Annotated in this window: 20 protein-coding genes and 1 pseudogene; 11 read left to right on the top strand and 10 right to left on the bottom strand. The window is 62.6% G+C overall.

All coding sequences use genetic code 11. The features are described 5' to 3' along the window. Window positions 1-68: 68 nt before the first annotated feature. The 3 genes and pseudogenes from AZF01_RS08605 (at window position 69) to pssA (ending at window position 3,653) form a co-directional block, all read left to right on the top strand. A complete protein-coding gene (locus tag AZF01_RS08605; protein WP_024707082.1) occupies window positions 69-1,955 on the top strand; it encodes an ABC transporter ATP-binding protein/permease in 1,887 nt (628 codons plus the stop codon). Window positions 1,956-2,061: 106 nt separating this feature from the next. After that, window positions 2,062-2,769, top strand: a pseudogene (locus AZF01_RS08600) (phosphatidylserine decarboxylase); the annotation flags it as partial. Continuing rightward, window positions 2,769-3,653, top strand: a complete 885-nt coding sequence (gene pssA / locus AZF01_RS08595) for a CDP-diacylglycerol--serine O-phosphatidyltransferase (RefSeq protein ID WP_024707080.1) — start codon at window positions 2,769-2,771, stop codon at window positions 3,651-3,653. The pseudogene AZF01_RS08600 and the gene pssA, both read left to right, overlap by 1 nt. Window positions 3,654-3,677: 24 nt before the next feature. Here pssA and AZF01_RS08590 read toward each other — a convergent pair whose 3' ends face one another. Further along, window positions 3,678-4,424: an SOS response-associated peptidase gene (locus AZF01_RS08590; protein ID WP_024707079.1), complete on the bottom strand. Its 747-nt coding sequence runs from the start codon at window positions 4,422-4,424 to the stop codon at window positions 3,678-3,680. A 65-nt stretch (window positions 4,425-4,489) separates the two neighbouring features. On the opposite strand from AZF01_RS08590, the gene AZF01_RS08585 reads away from it, so the two are divergent. The 7 genes from AZF01_RS08585 (at window position 4,490) to AZF01_RS08555 (ending at window position 9,360) form a co-directional block, all read left to right on the top strand. After that, window positions 4,490-4,906, top strand: coding sequence for an NUDIX hydrolase (locus tag AZF01_RS08585; protein ID WP_024707078.1), 417 nt, complete (start codon window positions 4,490-4,492; stop codon window positions 4,904-4,906). 160 nt (window positions 4,907-5,066) lie between these two features. Beyond that, on the top strand, window positions 5,067-5,324 hold the full coding sequence (locus AZF01_RS08580; RefSeq protein WP_024707077.1) for a hypothetical protein: 258 nt from the start codon (window positions 5,067-5,069) through the stop codon (window positions 5,322-5,324). A 108-nt stretch (window positions 5,325-5,432) separates the two neighbouring features. Further along, window positions 5,433-6,272 carry a folate-binding protein YgfZ gene (locus AZF01_RS08575; RefSeq protein ID WP_024707076.1) on the top strand — a complete coding sequence of 280 codons (840 nt, stop codon included), beginning with the start codon at window positions 5,433-5,435 and terminating at the stop codon, window positions 6,270-6,272. A gap of 2 nt (window positions 6,273-6,274) precedes the next feature. Next, window positions 6,275-6,904: a YfbR-like 5'-deoxynucleotidase gene (locus tag AZF01_RS08570; RefSeq protein WP_371260694.1), complete on the top strand. Its 630-nt coding sequence runs from the start codon at window positions 6,275-6,277 to the stop codon at window positions 6,902-6,904. Further along, window positions 6,901-7,461 (top strand): tyrosine phosphatase family protein, encoded by a 561-nt coding sequence (locus tag AZF01_RS08565; RefSeq protein WP_024707074.1) that lies wholly within the window; start codon window positions 6,901-6,903, stop codon window positions 7,459-7,461. Before AZF01_RS08570 ends, AZF01_RS08565 begins: the two co-directional genes overlap by 4 nt. 81 nt (window positions 7,462-7,542) lie before the next feature. Continuing rightward, a complete protein-coding gene (locus tag AZF01_RS08560) occupies window positions 7,543-8,442 on the top strand; it encodes a mechanosensitive ion channel domain-containing protein (protein WP_024707073.1) in 900 nt (299 codons plus the stop codon). Window positions 8,443-8,511: 69 nt separating this feature from the next. Beyond that, entirely contained in the window at window positions 8,512-9,360 is an 849-nt protein-coding gene (locus AZF01_RS08555; RefSeq protein WP_024707072.1) for an MOSC domain-containing protein, read from the top strand. Window positions 9,361-9,363: 3 nt separating this feature from the next. Here the strand turns inward: AZF01_RS08555 and recO are convergent, their stop codons facing one another. The 9 genes from recO to rpoZ form a co-directional block, all read right to left on the bottom strand. Beyond that, a complete protein-coding gene (gene recO, locus AZF01_RS08550; RefSeq protein ID WP_024707071.1) occupies window positions 9,364-10,107 on the bottom strand; it encodes a DNA repair protein RecO in 744 nt (247 codons plus the stop codon). Window positions 10,108-10,126: 19 nt separating this feature from the next. Beyond that, the gene (gene era / locus AZF01_RS08545; RefSeq protein ID WP_024707070.1) at window positions 10,127-11,050 is read right to left on the bottom strand and encodes a GTPase Era; all 924 of its coding nucleotides are present in this window, start codon (window positions 11,048-11,050) and stop codon (window positions 10,127-10,129) included. Between the two features lie 103 nt (window positions 11,051-11,153). After that, complete coding sequence (gene rnc, locus AZF01_RS08540; RefSeq protein WP_024707069.1) at window positions 11,154-11,861, bottom strand: ribonuclease III; 708 nt, start codon at window positions 11,859-11,861, stop codon at window positions 11,154-11,156. Continuing rightward, window positions 11,862-12,608: a signal peptidase I gene (gene lepB, locus AZF01_RS08535; protein WP_024707068.1), complete on the bottom strand. Its 747-nt coding sequence runs from the start codon at window positions 12,606-12,608 to the stop codon at window positions 11,862-11,864. A gap of 94 nt (window positions 12,609-12,702) precedes the next feature. After that, window positions 12,703-13,095, bottom strand: coding sequence for a holo-ACP synthase (acpS, locus tag AZF01_RS08530; protein ID WP_036236298.1), 393 nt, complete (start codon window positions 13,093-13,095; stop codon window positions 12,703-12,705). Between the two features lie 21 nt (window positions 13,096-13,116). Then, on the bottom strand, window positions 13,117-13,701 hold the full coding sequence (locus AZF01_RS08525) for a DUF2062 domain-containing protein (protein WP_024707067.1): 585 nt from the start codon (window positions 13,699-13,701) through the stop codon (window positions 13,117-13,119). Window positions 13,702-13,878: 177 nt separating this feature from the next. Next, window positions 13,879-14,040 (bottom strand): hypothetical protein, encoded by a 162-nt coding sequence (locus AZF01_RS23915; protein ID WP_156484727.1) that lies wholly within the window; start codon window positions 14,038-14,040, stop codon window positions 13,879-13,881. Between the two features lie 105 nt (window positions 14,041-14,145). Then, a complete protein-coding gene (locus AZF01_RS08520; RefSeq protein WP_024707066.1) occupies window positions 14,146-16,350 on the bottom strand; it encodes a bifunctional (p)ppGpp synthetase/guanosine-3',5'-bis(diphosphate) 3'-pyrophosphohydrolase in 2,205 nt (734 codons plus the stop codon). 106 nt (window positions 16,351-16,456) lie between these two features. Then, the gene (gene rpoZ, locus AZF01_RS08515; RefSeq protein ID WP_024707065.1) at window positions 16,457-16,861 is read right to left on the bottom strand and encodes a DNA-directed RNA polymerase subunit omega; all 405 of its coding nucleotides are present in this window, start codon (window positions 16,859-16,861) and stop codon (window positions 16,457-16,459) included. 282 nt (window positions 16,862-17,143) lie between these two features. On the opposite strand from rpoZ, the gene AZF01_RS08510 reads away from it, so the two are divergent. Next, complete coding sequence (locus tag AZF01_RS08510) at window positions 17,144-17,722, top strand: NYN domain-containing protein (RefSeq protein WP_024707064.1); 579 nt, start codon at window positions 17,144-17,146, stop codon at window positions 17,720-17,722. Window positions 17,723-17,773 lie beyond the last annotated feature (51 nt).

The following is a 17,773-nucleotide window of genomic DNA, read 5'->3' as shown; positions in this document are numbered from 1 at the left end:
GTCGTTTTCCCGTCTTTGAACCTTATTTGTTTTGGCTCGGCAAACCCGCCTTGAGCCGGGGGATTACCATGGCAGACCGCCAGAAAACCGTTTCAGCGGATTCAGCCAATCCGCTCCAGACCATCATCAATCTCTGGCCCTATATCTGGCCGTCCAGCCGCCCGGATCTCAAGCAGCGCGTCGTCTACGCGACAATCGCCCTGGTGATCGCCAAGCTCATTCTTCTCCTGGTTCCTTACTCTTTCAAATGGGCCACCAATGCGCTGACCGGCGAGCTGGAGATCAACACCATCCTGCCGGCTTTCCTGTTCGGCGCGATCACGCTGGTGCTGTTCTACAACCTCGCCCGCATCGGCCAGCTCGGCTTCAACCAGCTGCGCGACGCCTTGTTTGCCAGCGTCGGCCAATATGCCGTGCGCCAGCTCGCCCACCGCGTCTTCGTCCACATGCACCAGCTGGCGTTGCGCTTCCACCTGTCGCGCAAGACCGGCGGACTTTCGCGCATCATCGAGCGCGGCACCAAGGGCATCGAAACCATCGTCCGGTTCACCATCCTTGCCACGCTGCCGACCGTGCTGGAATTCGTCCTGGTCGCGATCATCTTCTGGTGGGGTTATGGCTTCGACTATCTGGCGATCACCGCCGTTACCGTCGTGCTCTATGTCTGGTTCACCATCAAGGCCAGCGACTGGCGCATCGCCATCCGCCGGCAGATGAACGACAGCGACACCGACGCCAACACCAAGGCAATCGACTCGCTGCTGAATTATGAAACCGTCAAATATTTCGGCAATGAGGACATGGAAGCCAGCCGCTATGACGCCTCCATGGCCCGTTACGAAACGGCGGCGACCCGCATATGGACCTCGCTCGGCTGGCTGAACTTCGGCCAGGGCGTCATCTTCGGCGCCGGCATGACCGTGATGATGGTTCTCTCGGCAATCGCGGTGAAGAACGGCACGCAGACGATCGGCGACTTCGTCTTCGTCAATGCGATGCTGATCCAGCTGGCCATACCGCTCAACTTCATCGGCTCGGTCTACCGCGAAATCCGCCAGGGCCTGACCGATATCGAGGAGATGTTCCACATCCTCGAGGTCGACCCGGAAATCACCGACAAGCCCGATGCCGAGGATTTGCAGATCCGCCAGGGCGCGATCGCCTTCAAGGATGTGCACTTCGCCTATGATCCCGCGCGGCCGATCCTCAAGGGCGTCTCCTTCGAGGTGCCGGCCGGCAAGACGGTGGCGATCGTCGGGCCGACAGGCGCGGGCAAGTCGACGATCTCGAGGCTGCTTTTCCGCTTCTACGACGTCAATGAGGGCGCGATCACCATCGATGGACAGGATCTGCGCGAGGTCCGCCAGCACTCGCTCAGGGAAGCGATCGGCATGGTGCCCCAGGACACCGTGCTGTTCAACGACACGATCGCCTACAATATCCGCTACGGCCGGACGTCGGCGACCGACGAGGAAGTCAATGCGGCGGCCGAACTTGCCCAGGTGGGCGATTTCATCCGGCAACTGCCGGAAGGTTTCGACACCCAGGTCGGCGAACGCGGACTGAAGCTCTCCGGCGGCGAGAAACAGCGCGTCGCCATCGCCCGGACGATCCTCAAGGCCCCGCCGATTCTCGTGCTCGACGAGGCGACCTCGGCGCTCGATACCCATACCGAACGCGAAATCCAGGCCGCCCTCGACGTGGTGTCGAAAAATCGCACCACGCTCGTCATCGCCCACCGGCTGTCCACCGTCATCGGCGCCGACGAGATCATCGTCCTCAAACGCGGCGAGATCGCCGAGCGCGGCACCCATGACGACCTGATCGCCATGAACGGCCTTTATGCGCAGATGTGGGAACGCCAGAGGGAAGCGACGCTTGCCGAGGAACACCTGCGCGAAGTGCGGGAAAGCGACGATATGGGCGTAATCATGCGGCTCGATCCGGCCAATTGACCGCCCGCGCCCGCCACCGCGGAGAACCATTTTCAAGACACGGGGGAACCTGTAAGCTTCCCGCGCGTCAACCACAGGAACGGCGCGAAACCGCGCCCCGGAGCCAAGGATTAAGATGACCGTTTTCGATTCGATCAGGAAGGCGATCGTACCCATCCACAAGGAGGGCTATCCCTTCATCGCGATCTTTCTGGTCGCGACGCTCATTCTCGGCTGGATCGCCGACCCGCTGTTCTGGATCGGCCTCTTCGCCACGCTCTGGTGCGCCTATTTCTTCCGCGATCCCGAGCGTGTCGTGCCGCAGGATGACGATATCGTGATCAGCCCTGCCGACGGTCTCGTCTCCTCCGTCAGCGAGGAGATCCCGCCGCAGGAAATGGGTCTCGGAAGCGAGCCGATGCTCAGGATCTGCGTGTTCATGAACGTGTTCAACTGCCATGTGAACCGCGCCCCCATGGCCGGTACGGTGCGCGGCATTCACTATCGCCCGGGCAAGTTCCTCAATGCCGAACTCGACAAGGCGAGCGAGGACAATGAGCGCAACGGCGTGGTGCTGGAAACAGCCCATGGGGCCATCGGCGTGGTCCAGATCGCCGGTCTCGTCGCCCGCCGCATCGTCTGCTTCGTCGAAAACGGCGATGTGGTCGATGCGGGCGAGCGTTTCGGCCTTATCCGTTTCGGCTCCAGGCTCGACGTTTACCTTCCCGCCGGCGCCACGCCGCGCGTCGCGGTCGGTCAGACGGCGACTGCGGGCGAAACGGTTCTCGCCGTTTTCGGTGACTTTGAACTGCCCGTGGCCGGACGGCGGATCTGATGGGTCAGAATGAGACCGACGGCCCCCTCGCGACGCGGAAGACATCCGGCTCGGATCTGTCCGGCCGGGGTCCGCGTCTGCGCGAAATTCCGCTGCGCCTGATCCTCCCCAATCTCGTCACCGTCCTTGCCATCTGTGCCGGTCTTTCCGGCATCAGGCAGGCGATCGAGGGGAAGTTCCCCGAAGCCGTGATGATGCTGCTGATCGCAGCCTTTCTCGACGGCATCGACGGCCGGCTGGCGCGGCTTCTGAAGGCATCTTCGAAATTCGGCGAGCAGATGGATTCGCTTGCCGACATCGTCAATTTCGGCATCGCTCCGGCGCTCGTCTCCTATATCTATCTGCTGGACAATGCCGGAACGCCCGGGTGGATCGCCGCGCTGCTCTATGCGATTGCCGCCGCGCTGCGCCTTGCGCGCTTCAACGTGATGGCCGACCGCAAGCGCAAGGCCAGCTGGCAGGGCGAGTATTTCGTCGGCGTGCCTGCGCCTGCGGGCGCGATCATCGTGCTTCTGCCGGTCTATCTCGGCTTTCTCGGCATGGAGCCGAGCCGCGGCATCGCGCTTGCCGCGTCGCTCTATACGGTTCTCATCGGCTTCCTCCTGATCAGCCGCCTGCCGGTCTGGTCGGGCAAGAGCCTCGGCCTCAATGTCCGTCGCGAATTCGCGCTGCCGATGATGCTGCTGGCCGTGCTCTCGGTCGCGCTTCTCGTGGCCTATACCTGGCATATGATGATTGCTGGCTCGGCGCTCTACCTTGCGGCCCTGCCGCTCGGCGCCCGCGCCTGGCACTCGAAATACGGCACGCTGGTGATGGAGGAGGACGGCGATGACGAGGACGATCCGGACCATCCGCGCAAGAACCGGCTCGATCTCGACATCTGACCCGACCTTCCGGCAGCGGGCGCCTCAGAAGAGGTCCATCTGTTCGCCGGGTCCCGGCTCCGGCGCGTCCGGCAGAAGCGCGGGTCCGATGGGCTCAATCAGGTCCGCGCCCAGATTGCGGGCATTGCTGACAGCCTTTGAAACCGGAAAGGCCTCGAAGAAGTCGTCCGGCGCCGGCTTCATCAGGTCGGCCACATGGCGCGGCTCGAGATCGCGGCAATCAAGCCAGCGGTCGAAATCCTCCGGCATGATGATCACCGGCGAGCGGTCATGCAGTTTCGCCACAACGCCGCTTGCCTCGGTCGTCAGGATTGTGCCGGTATCAAGCTCCGTGCCGTCCGCGCCCTGCCAGGGCGACATCAGGCCGGCAAAGGCGACAATCCCGCCATGGCGCGGGCGGATCCAGTAGGGCTGGGCCGTGCCCTTGCCTCCGGTCTTGCGCCACTCGAAAAAGCCGCTTGCCGGCACCAGAGCGCGGAAATGGCGCATGGCGCCGCGAAAGGCCGGCTTTTCCGCAGCGCTTTCCGCGCGCGCATTGAAAAGAAGCGGGAAGTCCCGTCCATCCTTCACCCAGGCGGGAATGAGCCCCCAGCGCACCAGAAGCGCCGTCCGTCCTTGACCGCCGCCGGTCAGTTCCGAGGCGTTGACCACCATCAGGATCGGTTGCGAGGGGGCGATATTGTAGCGCGGCGGAAACGGGTCGATCCCGGTCAGATCGAAGGCTTCCGCTGTCGCCTCTGGGCTTGTTATCAATCCGAAACGTCCGCACATTCTGAATAGATTTCATCTTGCGCGGCGGAAGACAAGGTCCGTCAACGCATGCCGGAAGGACTATCATGACCGTTTCACCCAAACCCGCCTCCTCCGTGATCGTCAGACGCGGCGAGAAATTCCTGCTCGTGCGCAGGGCCAATCCGCCGGCGCAGGCGATGTATGCCTTTCCCGGCGGCAAGGCAGAGGAAGGCGAGACGGCCGAACAGGCCGCAATCCGCGAACTGGCCGAGGAAACGGGGCTTGTTGCCGCGTCCGCCCGAAGATATGCCGTCTACGACCTGATCGACCGCGACGACGATGGGCGCATCACGAGCTTCTACCGGCTCAGCGTCTTTCTCGCGGATGTCGACGGGGCAGCCGTCGCGGCCGCTGCCGACGATGCCGATGACCTCGGCTGGTACGCGCTTGAGGAAATCCGCGCCCTGAACGTGCCGACCAGCGTGCTCGAATGCGCCGAAAGGCTCGCATCGCCGGATTGAACTGTGGCGCGGGCGTCACAGCGACGCGGCAACGATCGCGGCGATGCCGGCGCGTTAACCGGCTGTTCACTTTTTATGGCAGCGCCGCTGACAGAACGACCAAAATGTTGATACGGTAGTGACCGAACGACCAAGAACGAGAAGCCAGCAAGGAACAGAGATGAAGCCGAATGCCAACGAAATCGACGACATGATCGTGCGCGAAAAGATGCAGGCGGCTCTCGAATACCAGAACGAAGCTTGGGCCGACGGCGTTGCCGACGGCATCGAACCCGAGATCATCGCCGATGCGGCGCTGGCGCTCGCCATGCGTGAAACCGTCCGCATGATCGGCGAGGAAGGCGCGGAGGCGATGCTGGAATCGCTGCGCGAACGCATGCTGGCCGGTGAGTTCTCGCCCGATCGCATCCTCCAGTAATCCCGGCCTGGCTGCCGAACCGCCCGCCTCTACGAATTGACGAATGCCGCTTCGCGCGTGACAAATCGGATCGCGATTCGGTCCGCGCCGCGCATGAAAGGGACGACCATGGCATTGATCCACCTTCCGGACAGAGCCTTCATCACGCTTGAGGGCGAAGACGCCGAAGCGTTTCTGCAGAACCTGATCACCACCAATATCGAGGGGCTTGTCCCCGGCGAGGCCTGGCCCGGCGCGCTGTTGACGCCACAGGGCAAGATCATGTTCGATTTCCTGATTTCCCGCGGACCGGACGGCTTTCTGATCGAGACCCATGCCGAGGACCAGGCCACGCTCGCCAAGCGGCTGATGCTCTACAAGCTACGCGCCAAGGTGACGATCGGCACGCCGGCTCATGACGGCGCCACGGCGATCGTCGGCGAGGACACTATTCCGGACGGCGCTGTTGCGGACAGGCGCTTTTCGCTCTCCGATGTCGCGCTCTTCCGCCTGCCCGATCGGCTGGACGGCGCAGCGGATGATCCCGAGACTTATACCGCCCTGCGGATCGAAGCCGGCGCGGCGGAGATGCACGCGGATTTTGCCGCCGAAGACGTTTTTCCCCATGACGTTCTCTACGACAAGAACGGCGGCCTCAACTTTCGCAAGGGCTGCTATGTCGGCCAGGAAGTGGTCTCGCGCATGCAGCATCGCGGCACAGCGCGGCGAAGGCTGGTGAGGCTGGAGGCCTCGGAGCCCTTCAACACGGATCAGGGCGCGGTCGAGGCCGGCGGCAAGAGCGCCGGCAGTCTCGGCTCGGTCAGCGGACATGTCGCAATGGCCATCGTGCGCATCGACCGGATCGCGGCGGCCGCCGGCGATGTCGCCGTCGCCGGCTTGCCGGTCAGCGTCACGCCATATGCCTGGAGCGGCATATCGCTCGAGGCGAGCGGCGCGGAGAGCGAATGACCATGGCTAGAACCGATGCCCGGGCCTGGCAGCGCATGCTGTCCGGCCGCCGCCTTGACCTTCTCGATCCCTCCCCCCTCGATGTGGAGATCGCCGACATCGCCCACGGGCTGGCCCGCGTTGCCCGCTGGAACGGCCAGACGGTCGGCGCCCACGCCTATTCCGTTGCCCAGCACAGCCTTGTTGTCGAGACGATCTTCCTCCATTGCCACAAGGCCAGTCCCGAGGACTGCCAGATGGCGCTTCTGCATGATGCGCCCGAATATGTGATCGGAGACATGATCTCTCCGTTCAAGGCGGTCGTCGGCGGCGGATACAAGAGCGTCGAGAAGCGGCTGGAATCGGCCGTCCACCTGCGCTTCGGCCTGCCGCCGCATCCCTCGCGCACGCTGAAGGCGCGAATCAAGGCTGCCGACCGCATCGCCGCCTATTTCGAGGCGATCACCCTTGCCGGCTTTTCGCGCGCCGAGGCAAAGCGCTTTTTCGGCGAGCCCAACGGGGTGTCGATCGAGATGCTCGCGATCGAGCCGATGGCGACGACCGATGCCCAGACGCGCTTTCTGGCACGGTTCTCAGAGATAGAGGCCGAGCGCGCCAACCGGGAGGCGACGGCGAAGGGGAGCGCCGGATGAGCGCTGCGATCGTCGTCAGTCCGCTTGCCCGCATCGGCGAGATGGCCGCCCGCCATCAATGCCGGTCGATGCTGTCCCTGATGGCGAACGGCCATGATTTCGCCCGTCCGGGGATGATCGACCCGTCCCGGCATCTCACGCTGCGGATGAACGATATCGCCTTTGCCGGCAGCGGCAAACTCGTCGCGCCGGAGGCTTCGCATGTCGAACAGGTCATCCGCTTTGCCCGTGCCTTTGACGGGCCGATGCTCATCCATTGCTGGATGGGCGTTTCGCGCTCTCCCGCCGCGGCGCTGATCGCCATGCTGGCGCGCGCGCCCGCGCTTAATGATTTCGCGCTGGCCGGAGCGCTGCGGGCGGCATCGCCCTTTGCCACCCCGAATGCCCGTCTGATTGCTCTTGGAGACGAGGCGCTCGGCCGCAAGGGCCGTCTCGTCGAGGCGGTCGGAGCAATCGGGCGCGGGCGCGACTGTCGGCTGAACCTTCCCTTCGTGCTGGCGCCGGAGCGGCGCCTCGGCGACGAGGGCAAAGTTGCAGCATCGCTCAAGTTTTCGTAGCATGGACTTACGCTGAAAACGCCCTAGCTAGGCAGAAACCCAACGCGAACCTCCCAAGACAAGGCATTTTCAATGGATGGTATAGAGCAACAGGTCGGCGACATGTTCAAGGCGTCTGGCGATTTCGCCAACGCGATGTGGGCGCTGGTCATCACCTACACATTTTCGGTTCTGGGCGCGGTCATCCTGCTGATCGTCGGCTGGATCGTGGCTGCGCTGGTGCAGCGGTCGATCAAGAACGCATTCCTGAAATTCGAGAATGTCGACCGTACGCTTGCCGGTTTCTTCGGCAACATCGGGCGCTACGGCATACTGACCATCGTCATCATCATGGTGCTCGGCCAGTTCGGCGTGCAGACGGCCTCCATCCTTGCCGCTCTCGGCGCCGCCGGCCTGGCCATCGGTCTCGCCCTGCAGGGCACGCTGCAGAACATCGCGGCCGGCATCATGCTTCTCGTGCTGCGCCCCTTCCGCGTCGGCGAATATATCAGCACCGGCTCGATCGACGGCACGGTGCAGGAAGTCGGCCTGTTTGCCACCGAACTGAAGACGTTTGACGGCCTCTTCCGTCTGGCCCCGAACTCGACGCTCTGGAACGTCTCGATCACCAATTATTCGCGCGTCACCCAGCGCATGCACGAGCTTGCCATCGGCATAGGCTATGATGACGACCTGAAGAAGGCGATCGAGATCCTGCTCGATCTCGCCAGGAACAACGAGAACGTTCTCGCCGATCCCGAGCCCTACGCCTTCGTCAAGGAGCTCGGCGACAGCGCCGTCGTGGTGGCCATGCGCTACTGGGCCCCGGGATCCGTCTGGTGGAAGACCACCCACATCATGACCCGGGATGCGAAGCTCGCCTTCGACGAGGCCGGCATTTCCATTCCCTTCCCGCAGGTCACGCTCTCGACCCTGGACGAGGAGGAAAAGCCGCTCGAAAAGGTCGGAGACACCACAGACAAGCCCGCGGAAAAGAGCTAGGTTCTGGATCGAAGTTGCCGGCCTCGCGCCGGCTTCTTTTTTCGCCTCTCGCCCATGCCGGAGCCTCACATGAAGATTGCCGCCCTCACCGTCTATCCGCTGAAAAGCGCGCGGGGCATCGCGCTCGAAGAGGCCATGTGCGGCCCGTCGGGGCTTGTCGGCGACAGGACCGCGCTTCTGACCGATCCCGGCGGACAGTTCATCACCCAGCGCGATTTGCCGGCCCTCGCCCGCCTTTCCGTTCACCGGAACGACAATGGGCTTGTTCTGGAAATGGAGGGCAGGAAGCCGGTTTTCGCCGAGCCTTTTCCCGCCGAAAGGCTTGATGTCGCGGTCTGGAGGGACACGGTCAATGCCGCAACCGCCTCGAAAGACGTCGATGAGACGCTCTCGGAATGGCTCGATCGCCCGGTTCGCCTTGCCTTCTTTGACGATTCTGCCCGCCGCGTCGCAAGCCGCGACTGGGTTGAAACGGACACGCCGGTGTCCTTCGCCGACGGCTTCCAGCTTCTGGTGACCACAACGGGTTCGCTCGCCGCGCTCAATGCCGATCTTAGGGCCCACGGGGCCGAGACGGTCGGCATGGAGCGGTTCCGGCCGAATATTGTGCTCGATTGCGCGGAAGCCTGGGCGGAGGACGGCTGGACCGGCATAGAGATTTCCGGCATCCGTTTCGACTTCGTCAAGCCCTGCGCACGCTGCATCATGACCACGCAGGACCAGGCGACCGGATCGCGCGACGGCGCCAATCCGCTGCCGGCAATGGGTCGGATCCGCATGTCGGCGGACAGGCGTGTGCCCGGACCGCTGTTCGGCTGGAACACCGTGCCGCGCGGCGAAGGTCTGCTGCGCGTCGGCGATGCGGTGAAAGTCTCCGGAACGCGGGACGAGCGCTGGCCGCTGAAGCGACGGGGCTGAAGTTCAGGTCGTTTCCTGTCTCTCCAGCGCCTTCAGCGTTGCCGCGATGAAACTGTCGCGGGCGCCGTCCGGCTTGATCCCGCGCGGTTCGTAGACGTGACGATCGAGAAAGAAACCGGTCAAACGAAAGCCAGCGGAAAGACCATTCGGATCGGCGGCCTCGTTGAGATCGGTCCTCAGAAAATCCGGAAGCGCCAGCATCCGGTCGGCATAGGGCGCGCCGGCATCCCGCGACACCGCCCTGCCCGATTTCGGCGACACATAGACAAGATCGACCACGGAACCGTTGGCGGCGCAGCGCGCCAGATCAAGCCCGAAACCGAGTTCGTTCAGAAGCGCCAGTTCGAAGCGGACGAAAAGCTCACCCGCCGATGCCGGGTCATCGAGATGGGCGATGATCACCTCGACGGCTTCGCACAGGTGCCGGTGCGGATCGCGTTCCGGAAGCAGGCGCAGCAGCGCCGCCATGGCCCGCATGCCGTGCAGCGCGGTTGCCGACTGCATCAGGAGCCCAGCACGCTGGCTGAGCGGCTCTACCCGGAACTCGCCGAGATGCTCGGAAAGCCTGGCCCGCCAGATGAGCGAGACCCGGTTACCGGGTTGCAGAACTGGCCGCATGGCGCGCGAGCGTCCGCCGCGCACCAGCCCCAGATGCCGGCCATGGGCAAGCGTCATCACCTCGGCAATGGCGCTGGTCTCGCCGTGGCGGCGCATGCCCAGAACAATGCCTTCGTCCTGCCATTCCATTGCTCACACCGCCCGGCTTTCACTGCGAATAGTCGAGCCCCATCTCGCGGTAGCGCTCCGGATCGTCGCCCCAGTTCTCGCGCACCTTGACGAACAGGAACAGATGGACCTTCTGTTCGAGGATCTCGGACAGCTCCTTGCGGGCGGCCATGGAGATAGACTTGATCGCCTCGCCGCCCTTGCCGAGCGCGATCTTCTTCTGGCTGTCGCGTTCCAGATAGACCACCTGCTCGATGCGCACCGAGCCGTCCTTGCGCTCTTCCCATTTCTCGGTTTCCACATGGGCGGAGTAAGGCAGCTCCTGGTGAAGGCGCAGGAAGAGCTTTTCGCGGGTAATTTCCGCGGCCAGCTGGCGCATCGGCAGATCGGAAATCTGGTCCTCGGGATAGTACCATGGGCCCTCCGGCAAGGCTTTCGCCAGATAGTCCATCAGGTCGTCGCAACCCGAACCATTGGTGGCCGAGATCATGAAGGTCTGCTCGAAACCGATCGCCTCGTTGGCGGCCGCCGCAAGCTTCAGCAGGTCCTCGTGGCGGACGCGATCAATCTTGTTCAGCACCAGGATCTTCGGCTGGCGGACTTCTTTCAGGCCCTCCAGAATGGCTTCCGCATCACCCTTCAGTCCGCGCTCGGCATCGATCAGCATCATGATGAGATCGGCATCGCGCGCGCCGCTCCAGGCCGCCAGCACCATGGCGCGGTCCAGCCGGCGGCGCGGCTTGAAGATACCGGGCGTATCCATGAAAACGATCTGGGCATTGTCATGAATGGCAATCCCGCGCAACGTCGCCCGCGTGGTCTGCACCTTGTGGCTGACGATCGAGACCTTGGCGCCGACGAGCCGGTTGACCAATGTCGACTTGCCGGCATTGGTCGGGCCGATCAGCGCGACGAAGCCGGAGCGGGTCGCGGCTATCTCTGCACCAGTTTCTTCGTCTGTCATTTGTTTCTCCTGCGGCTCACGCCAGAAAGCGAAAGACGATAAAACATTTTGAATTCAGTATATTGTTACGCCAAACTAAACGCATTCATGAATGCGAGAAGCGTCAACTCCCGGCTGTCCAGACGCCTTCGCGCTCCAGGAGCTTTGTCGCGGCAACCTGCTCGGCCGCGCGCTTGGAGCGGTCAACGCCGACCTCCGGCGCGACGCCCTTCACAGTGACCTTGACAGTAAACCGCGGCTCATGATCCGGCCCCGACCTGTCCTCGACGTGATAGACCGGTGTTTCGCCGTGATTGGCATGCGCCCATTCCTGCAGTTCCGTCTTGGCATCGCGCCTGAGCGTTACGCCGTCCTCGAACAGCGGCTTCCAGTGCGTCTCGATGAAGCGGCGCGCGGGCTCCAGGCCACCCTCCATATAGATCGCCGCGATCACGCTCTCGACCACGTCGGCGCGGATCGAAAGCACGCGCTTGCCCGTCAGTTTCTTCACGTCCTGACCGGTCTTGATGAACCGGTGCAGGCCGAGATCGTCGGCGACCCGGGCGCAGGCCTCCGCGCTCACCAGCTGGTTGAGACGAACGGAAAGCTCGCCCTCGCTCGCTGTCGGGAAAAGCTTGAACAGGTTTTCCGCGATCACCAGCCCCAGCACGCGGTCGCCGAGGAACTCCATACGTTCGTAATTGCCGTCCTTGCCGCTGCGCGCGCTCGAATGGGTCAGGGCCCGCGCGATCCGTTCCCGATCCGAAAATTCGAAACCGATCAGCCTCGCCAGCGCATCGACGTCTTCCTCTCGTGCGTCCCGTGCCGCCATTCAGCCACCGATGACCTTGAACAGGCGGTCCCAACGCATGTTGAACGGCCATTTCCAGATCTCGGCGAAAGAGGTGTCGTTGCCGAGCGAGAAGAAGATCAGGCTGGCGCGGCCGACGAGGTTCTCCGCCGGCACGAAGCCGACATCGAAACGACTGTCGAGCGAATTGTCGCGGTTGTCGCCCATCATGAAGTAATGCCCCTCGGGCACGATGAATTCGCGGGTGTTGTCGCCCGGCGAATTGCGGATCTCGTCGAGCGTATCGTAGCTCACGCCATCGGGAAGGGTTTCGCGGAAGACCGGGATGTCGCGGCCCGGATCCCGGCGGTAATCGGAGGTGAAGGTGCCGTCGGCGGTGCGCGGAACCGGCTCGCCGTTCAGGTAGAGAATGCCGTTCTGCACCTGCACCCGGTCGCCCGGCAGACCGATCACGCGCTTGATGTAGTCGACGCTCGGATTCGGCGGATAGCGGAACACCACGACGTCGCCGCGATCGGGATCGGAGCCGAAAATGCGGCCCTCGAAGAGGTTGGGCGAGAACGGCAGCGAATAGCGCGAATAGCCGTAGGAGAACTTGTTGACGAACAGATAGTCGCCCACCAGCAGCGTCGGCATCATCGAACCGGAAGGAATGGTGAAGGGCTGAAACAAAAATGTCTTGATGACAAGAGCGAGAAGCAGCGCCTGAACAATGACTTTGACATTGCTCCAGAGCGAGCTCTCCTTTTTTTCTTCTTCTTCGGCCACGCTTTGTTTCCTTCTTACACCCAGGCAGTCCGTTTGCCTGAGCTTTAGCCCCTCCATGCGGCACGGGCAATGTTTTTAAACGAAATTGCCGCCTCTACACAGCCTCGATGATGACGAAGGCCTGGGCGAGCGGGTAGTCATCGGTGATCGTCAGGTGGATGCGCGCCGTCATCCCATCCGGCGTCAACCCGGCAAGGTGCTCGGCGGCCCGGCCGGTCAGTTCCATGGTCGGCTTTCCGCCGTCAAGATTGACCACGCCCATCTCCCGCCAGAACACGCCGCGGGCAATGCCCGTGCCGAGCGCCTTGGCGCAGGCCTCCTTGGCGGCGAAACGCTTGGCGTAGGATGCCGCGCGATTGCGTCGCGCGTCAGACCGTTGCTGCTCGATCTGCGTGAAGCAGCGCGCGGTGAAGCGATCGCCGTGGCGCTCGATCGATTTCTCGATCCGCCTGATATCGATGAGATCACTGCCCATTCCGAGGATCATCGTCTTGTTCTCCGCATCGGATCAGCTCTTGCTGCCCTCGGCGGCCCGGTTTTCCTGCGGCTTGTTGCCGCGCGCCTCGAGCATTGCCTGCCGCCGCTGCTGGAAGGACTGCACGGCAAAATAGGTCAGCCCGTAGAACAGGGCGCCGCTCAAAAGCGCCGGCAGCACCGCGCCGACGGCCATCGGCTCCAGCAGGGGGCGCCAGAGATCGGAGAGCTCGAAGCGATGGACCATGTCGACAAGGTCGATATGGTCGCGCCCGCCGACATCGCGCCCGAGCAGCACGCTCCCGAACCGCCAGGTGGAGAGCCAGATGAAGGGAAAGGTGAGCGGATTGCCGAAAGCCGTGCCGAGGGCCGCCGCTGCGTAATTGCCGCCGAAGAGGAAGGCCAGCAGAAAGGCCGAGAGAAAATGACCGCCGATGAAGGGCGTCCATGAGACGGCGACGCCCGCCGCAATGCCCATGGCGATCGCATGCGGCGTCGCCCTCAGCCGCACCGTGCGGTGATAAAGATAGACCGGCACGCGCCAGAAGCCCTTCTTGGGCCAGATCGCGGCGCGAAACCGTTGCCAATAGTTTGCCTGGGAACGTCTCTTAAAAAGCATCGCCTACTTTTGACATCTGGCGGGGGGATTGCAAGGGCGTAGACGGTTTCTTCGCCCGCTGCAACACCGATCGCCGGGCACGGCGACGGCGGGGCCGAAACAAGGCGCCGGGCGGATCAAGCGCATATCCGTCCGCCGGCTTCACACGCCAGATGTCGCCCGCCGAGGGCTGGCCGGTCAACTTTCCTTCTGTTCATCGGAACGGTGTTGCGGCGTCGGCCGGTTGGGGTCGAAATTGTGGTCGATATTGTCGATCACATGCTTGACGCCGTCGACCTCCTTGTCGGTGACCTTGGGACTGGTAAAGCGCTTGAAGAAGCGCGTCAGACGATCCAGCATCGCAAACCTTCCTTTCCTCGTTCGCTATGTCCGAGAGAGACAACAAGCGTTAACAGAAAGACGCGGCGAAATCGTGGAAAGTTCCATATTTTCGCGGTTGCCGCGCTATTCGAAAAGACGGTTTACCGTGGCAACGCAATCGAGCGCCTTGAGCTGGTTCAATGTCTGCGTCAACTGGCGCAGGTCCCAGACTTCCATATCCATCGTCACCTCGGCGAAATCCTCGGCGACGACCTTCATCTGGATCGCGCGGATATTGACGCCGAGCGTCGCGATCGTCTCCGTGATCCGGGCGAGCGTGCCCGGCTCGTTCAGGACGCTGATGCCGACGCGGGCGCGGAATCGCTTGTCGTTGGTGGAATCGATGTCCCAGCGGATGTCGATCCAGCGGTCGGGCTCGTCATCGAAATGCTGCAGGTCCGGAGACTGTATCGGGTAGACGGTGATGCTGCCGTCATCTCCGGCGATGCCGACGATCCGGTCCCCCGGCACAGCGCCGGACGGCGCAAAACGCACGGTCGCTCCGGCGTTGAGTCCGCGCAGCGGAAAGCCTGCCCCCGCTTCGCCGCCATCCGTCGTTTCCGGAAGCTTGAAGGCCATGCCCTCGCCTTTCGGAAGGTTGACCCAACCTTCCTCGCTGCTCGGCTTGATCGTGACGCGCTCGTCCTTGTGGTCGGGAAAGACAGCGCGCAGCACATCGCTCGACGACATTTCGTTGCGGCCAACCGCGGCGATCACATCCTCGACATCGCTCTGTCCGAGCCGGTGCAGCACCGTCGACAGCACCTCGCGCGAAAAGGTCTTTCCGGAGCGGGCGAAGGTGCGCTCCAGGATGCGGTAGCCGAGACCGCTGTACTGCTTGCGGATCGCCGCCCGCGTGGCGCGGCGAATGGCCGCGCGCGCCTTGCCCGTGACCACGATACCTTCCCAGGCGGGCGGGGGAACCTGAACGCCCGAGCGGATGATCTCGACCTCGTCGCCATTGTTGAGCCTGGTGACAAGCGGCATCATCCGTCCGTTCACCTTGGCGCCCACGCAGGTGTCGCCCACATTGGTGTGCACCGCATAGGCGAAATCGATCGGCGTCGCGTCCTTCGGCAGCGCGATCAGCTTGCCCTTGGGCGTGAAGCAGAACACCTGGTCCTGGAACAGTTCCAGCTTGGTATGCTCGAGAAACTCCTCGGGACTGTCGCCCTCCGCCAGCGCCTCGATCGTCTTGCGGAACCAGGAGAAGACGCTGGTCTCCTCGTCGCCCGCCTGCCCCTTCCGGGTCTTGCCGTCCTTGTAAAGCGAATGCGCGGCGATGCCGTATTCGGCGATCTCGTGCATGTGCTTGGTGCGGATCTGCAGTTCGATGCGCTGGCGCATCGGCCCGACGATGGTGGTGTGCAGGGACTGGTAGCCGTTCTGCTTGGGGTTGGAGATATAGTCCTTGAACCGCTCCGGCACCATCCGCCAGGTGGTGTGCACCAGTCCGAGCGCCCGGTAGCAGGTCTCCACCTCGTCGACGATGATGCGGAATCCGTAGAGGTCCGACATCTGCTCGAAGGAGAGCGATTTCGACTGCATCTTGTTGAAGATCGAAAACGGCTTCTTCTGCCGGCCCTTGACCTTGACCTCCTGAAGGCCGTTCTTCTGCAGAAGCGCCTTCAGTTCGTCCTCGATGCTCTTGACCAGGGCCTCGTTCTGGCCGGAGAGGTCCTGCAGCTTGCCCTTGATGGTCTGGTAGGCATCCGGATTGATATACTGGAAGGACAGGTCCTCCAGTTCCTCGCGCATGTCCTGCATGCCCATGCGGCCAGCGAGCGGCGCATAGATTTCCATCGTTTCCTCGGAAATACGCCGGCGCTTGTCCGGGCGCATGTAATAGAGCGTGCGCATATTGTGCAGCCGGTCGGCAAGCTTGACCAGCAACACGCGCACGTCATCGGCGACGGACAGGAGCAGCTTGCGCAGGTTCTCCGCCTGCTGGGCCTTGCGGGAGACGAGGTCGAGCCGCTTGATCTTGGTCAGCCCCTCGACCAGCGCGCCGATCTCATCGCCGAAAAACGCGTCGATCTCGGCCCTCGTCGCCGACGTGTCCTCGATCGTGTCATGCAAAAGCGCGACCGCGATCGTGGACTCGTCCATATGCAGGTCGGTCAGGATCGCCGCGACTTCCAGCGGATGCGAGATGTAGGGGTCGCCGCTCGCGCGCCTCTGTCGGCCATGCTTCTGCATGGCGTAGACATAGGCCTTGTTGAGCAGTGCTATGTCGGCGTCAGGCTTGTATTTCTGTACCCGCTCAACAAGTTCGTATTGCCGCATCATGGCTGAAAGACCAGGCCCGGTCGGGCGAAATACGGGTCAGGCGCGGCCCGTTCTGACAGGAAAGGGAAATGCGGTGCGGGGCACATGGACCCCGCATCACGGGCAATCAGTAGTCGTCGCCCTTTTCCGGCGGAACCAGACCCTCGATCCCGGCGCGCAGTTCTTCCTCCGACATCTGGTCGAAAGGGATGGCTTCGGGCTGGTCGGGGCGGTCTGCGGTCTCTGCGCCGACATCGTCCTCGGAAGCAGCGCTCTGCGTCTGTTCTGCTTCCGGCTCGTCCACCTCGACGTGACGCTGCAGGGAGTGAATCAGGTCTTCCTTGAGGTCGTCGGGCGAAAGTGTCTCGTCAGCGATTTCACGCAGCGCGACAACGGGGTTCTTGTCGTTATCGCGGTCGACAGTGATCGGAGCGCCCTGGGAGATGAGACGCGCACGATGTCCGGCGAGCAGAACCAGGTCGAACCGGTTGTCAACTTTGTCGATACAGTCTTCAACTGTGACACGTGCCATTGACTGTCCTTTTAGGTGATTTCTGTGGAAATGCCTCTCATAGAGACTCACATATCGGAATTCAAGAGCGCATTTTCAATCCCGCCAGGGGGTTTCGGAACAAACGATGCTTTTGGCCGTTCACGGGATATAACTATGGGTTGAATGTTTCCGCATACGTGATTAAATCACGTAAAAGTGCGACTGGCATTTTCGAGCTGCTGCCTTTATTTTGAAGGTTCTTTATTTATCGCAATTCGGGCCCGGCCCACGCAAAACTGGTTTTAGTGAAGGGTATTTTGCATGTTTGATCCGCGCGAAAAGATTGCGCTTTTTATCGATGGAGCGAACCTCTATGCCGCTTCGAAAAGCCTGGGATTCGACATCGATTATCGGAAGCTGCTGAAAACGTTCAACAACAAGGCTTACCTCCTGCGTGCCTACTATTATACCGCGCTGATCGAGGACCAGGAGTACTCCTCGATCAGGCCGTTGATCGACTGGCTCGACTACAATGGCTACAAGGTGGTGACCAAGCCCGCCAAGGAGTTCACCGATTCCATGGGACGCCGGAAGATCAAGGGCAACATGGATATAGAGCTGGCGATCGACGCGATGGAACAGTCCGCAACGGTGGACCATCTCGTCATCTTCTCCGGCGACGGCGACTTCACCACCCTTGTCGAGGCGCTGCAACGCAAGGGGCGCAAGGTTTCCGTCGTTTCCACCATGTCGACCCAGCCGCCGATGATCGCCGATGACCTGCGCCGCCAGGCGGACCATTTCATCGATCTGGTGTCGCTGCGCGGCGAAGTCGGACGCGAACCTTCAGAGCGTCCGCAGCGGCAGGCGGAGGTTGTCTCCTCGGATTTCGACGACTGACGACCAGACCCGCGCAACCGCGCGCGGCTCTGCTGTGTTACGACTGACAGC

The organism is Martelella sp. AD-3 (genome assembly GCF_001578105.1).
GTDB lineage: Bacteria > Pseudomonadota > Alphaproteobacteria > Rhizobiales > Rhizobiaceae > Martelella.
The sequence above is the reverse complement of the archived record's forward strand: the minus strand, read 5'-3'. Positions and strand labels throughout refer to the sequence as shown.

Coding starts and splice junctions, on each gene's coding strand:
- AZF01_RS08605 (WP_024707082.1), top strand. CDS start 69: ATGGCAGACCGCCAGAAAACCGTTTCAGCGGATTCAGCCAATCCGCTC.
- pssA (WP_024707080.1), top strand. CDS start 2,769: ATGGGTCAGAATGAGACCGACGGCCCCCTCGCGACGCGGAAGACATCC.
- AZF01_RS08590 (WP_024707079.1), bottom strand. CDS start 4,424: ATGTGCGGACGTTTCGGATTGATAACAAGCCCAGAGGCGACAGCGGAA.
- AZF01_RS08585 (WP_024707078.1), top strand. CDS start 4,490: ATGACCGTTTCACCCAAACCCGCCTCCTCCGTGATCGTCAGACGCGGC.
- AZF01_RS08580 (WP_024707077.1), top strand. CDS start 5,067: ATGAAGCCGAATGCCAACGAAATCGACGACATGATCGTGCGCGAAAAG.
- AZF01_RS08575 (WP_024707076.1), top strand. CDS start 5,433: ATGGCATTGATCCACCTTCCGGACAGAGCCTTCATCACGCTTGAGGGC.
- AZF01_RS08570 (WP_371260694.1), top strand. CDS start 6,275: ATGGCTAGAACCGATGCCCGGGCCTGGCAGCGCATGCTGTCCGGCCGC.
- AZF01_RS08565 (WP_024707074.1), top strand. CDS start 6,901: ATGAGCGCTGCGATCGTCGTCAGTCCGCTTGCCCGCATCGGCGAGATG.
- AZF01_RS08555 (WP_024707072.1), top strand. CDS start 8,512: ATGAAGATTGCCGCCCTCACCGTCTATCCGCTGAAAAGCGCGCGGGGC.
- recO (WP_024707071.1), bottom strand. CDS start 10,107: ATGGAATGGCAGGACGAAGGCATTGTTCTGGGCATGCGCCGCCACGGC.
- era (WP_024707070.1), bottom strand. CDS start 11,050: ATGACAGACGAAGAAACTGGTGCAGAGATAGCCGCGACCCGCTCCGGC.
- rnc (WP_024707069.1), bottom strand. CDS start 11,861: ATGGCGGCACGGGACGCACGAGAGGAAGACGTCGATGCGCTGGCGAGG.
- acpS (WP_036236298.1), bottom strand. CDS start 13,095: ATGATCCTCGGAATGGGCAGTGATCTCATCGATATCAGGCGGATCGAG.
- AZF01_RS08525 (WP_024707067.1), bottom strand. CDS start 13,701: ATGCTTTTTAAGAGACGTTCCCAGGCAAACTATTGGCAACGGTTTCGC.
- AZF01_RS23915 (WP_156484727.1), bottom strand. CDS start 14,040: ATGCTGGATCGTCTGACGCGCTTCTTCAAGCGCTTTACCAGTCCCAAG.
- AZF01_RS08520 (WP_024707066.1), bottom strand. CDS start 16,350: ATGATGCGGCAATACGAACTTGTTGAGCGGGTACAGAAATACAAGCCT.
- rpoZ (WP_024707065.1), bottom strand. CDS start 16,861: ATGGCACGTGTCACAGTTGAAGACTGTATCGACAAAGTTGACAACCGG.
- AZF01_RS08510 (WP_024707064.1), top strand. CDS start 17,144: ATGTTTGATCCGCGCGAAAAGATTGCGCTTTTTATCGATGGAGCGAAC.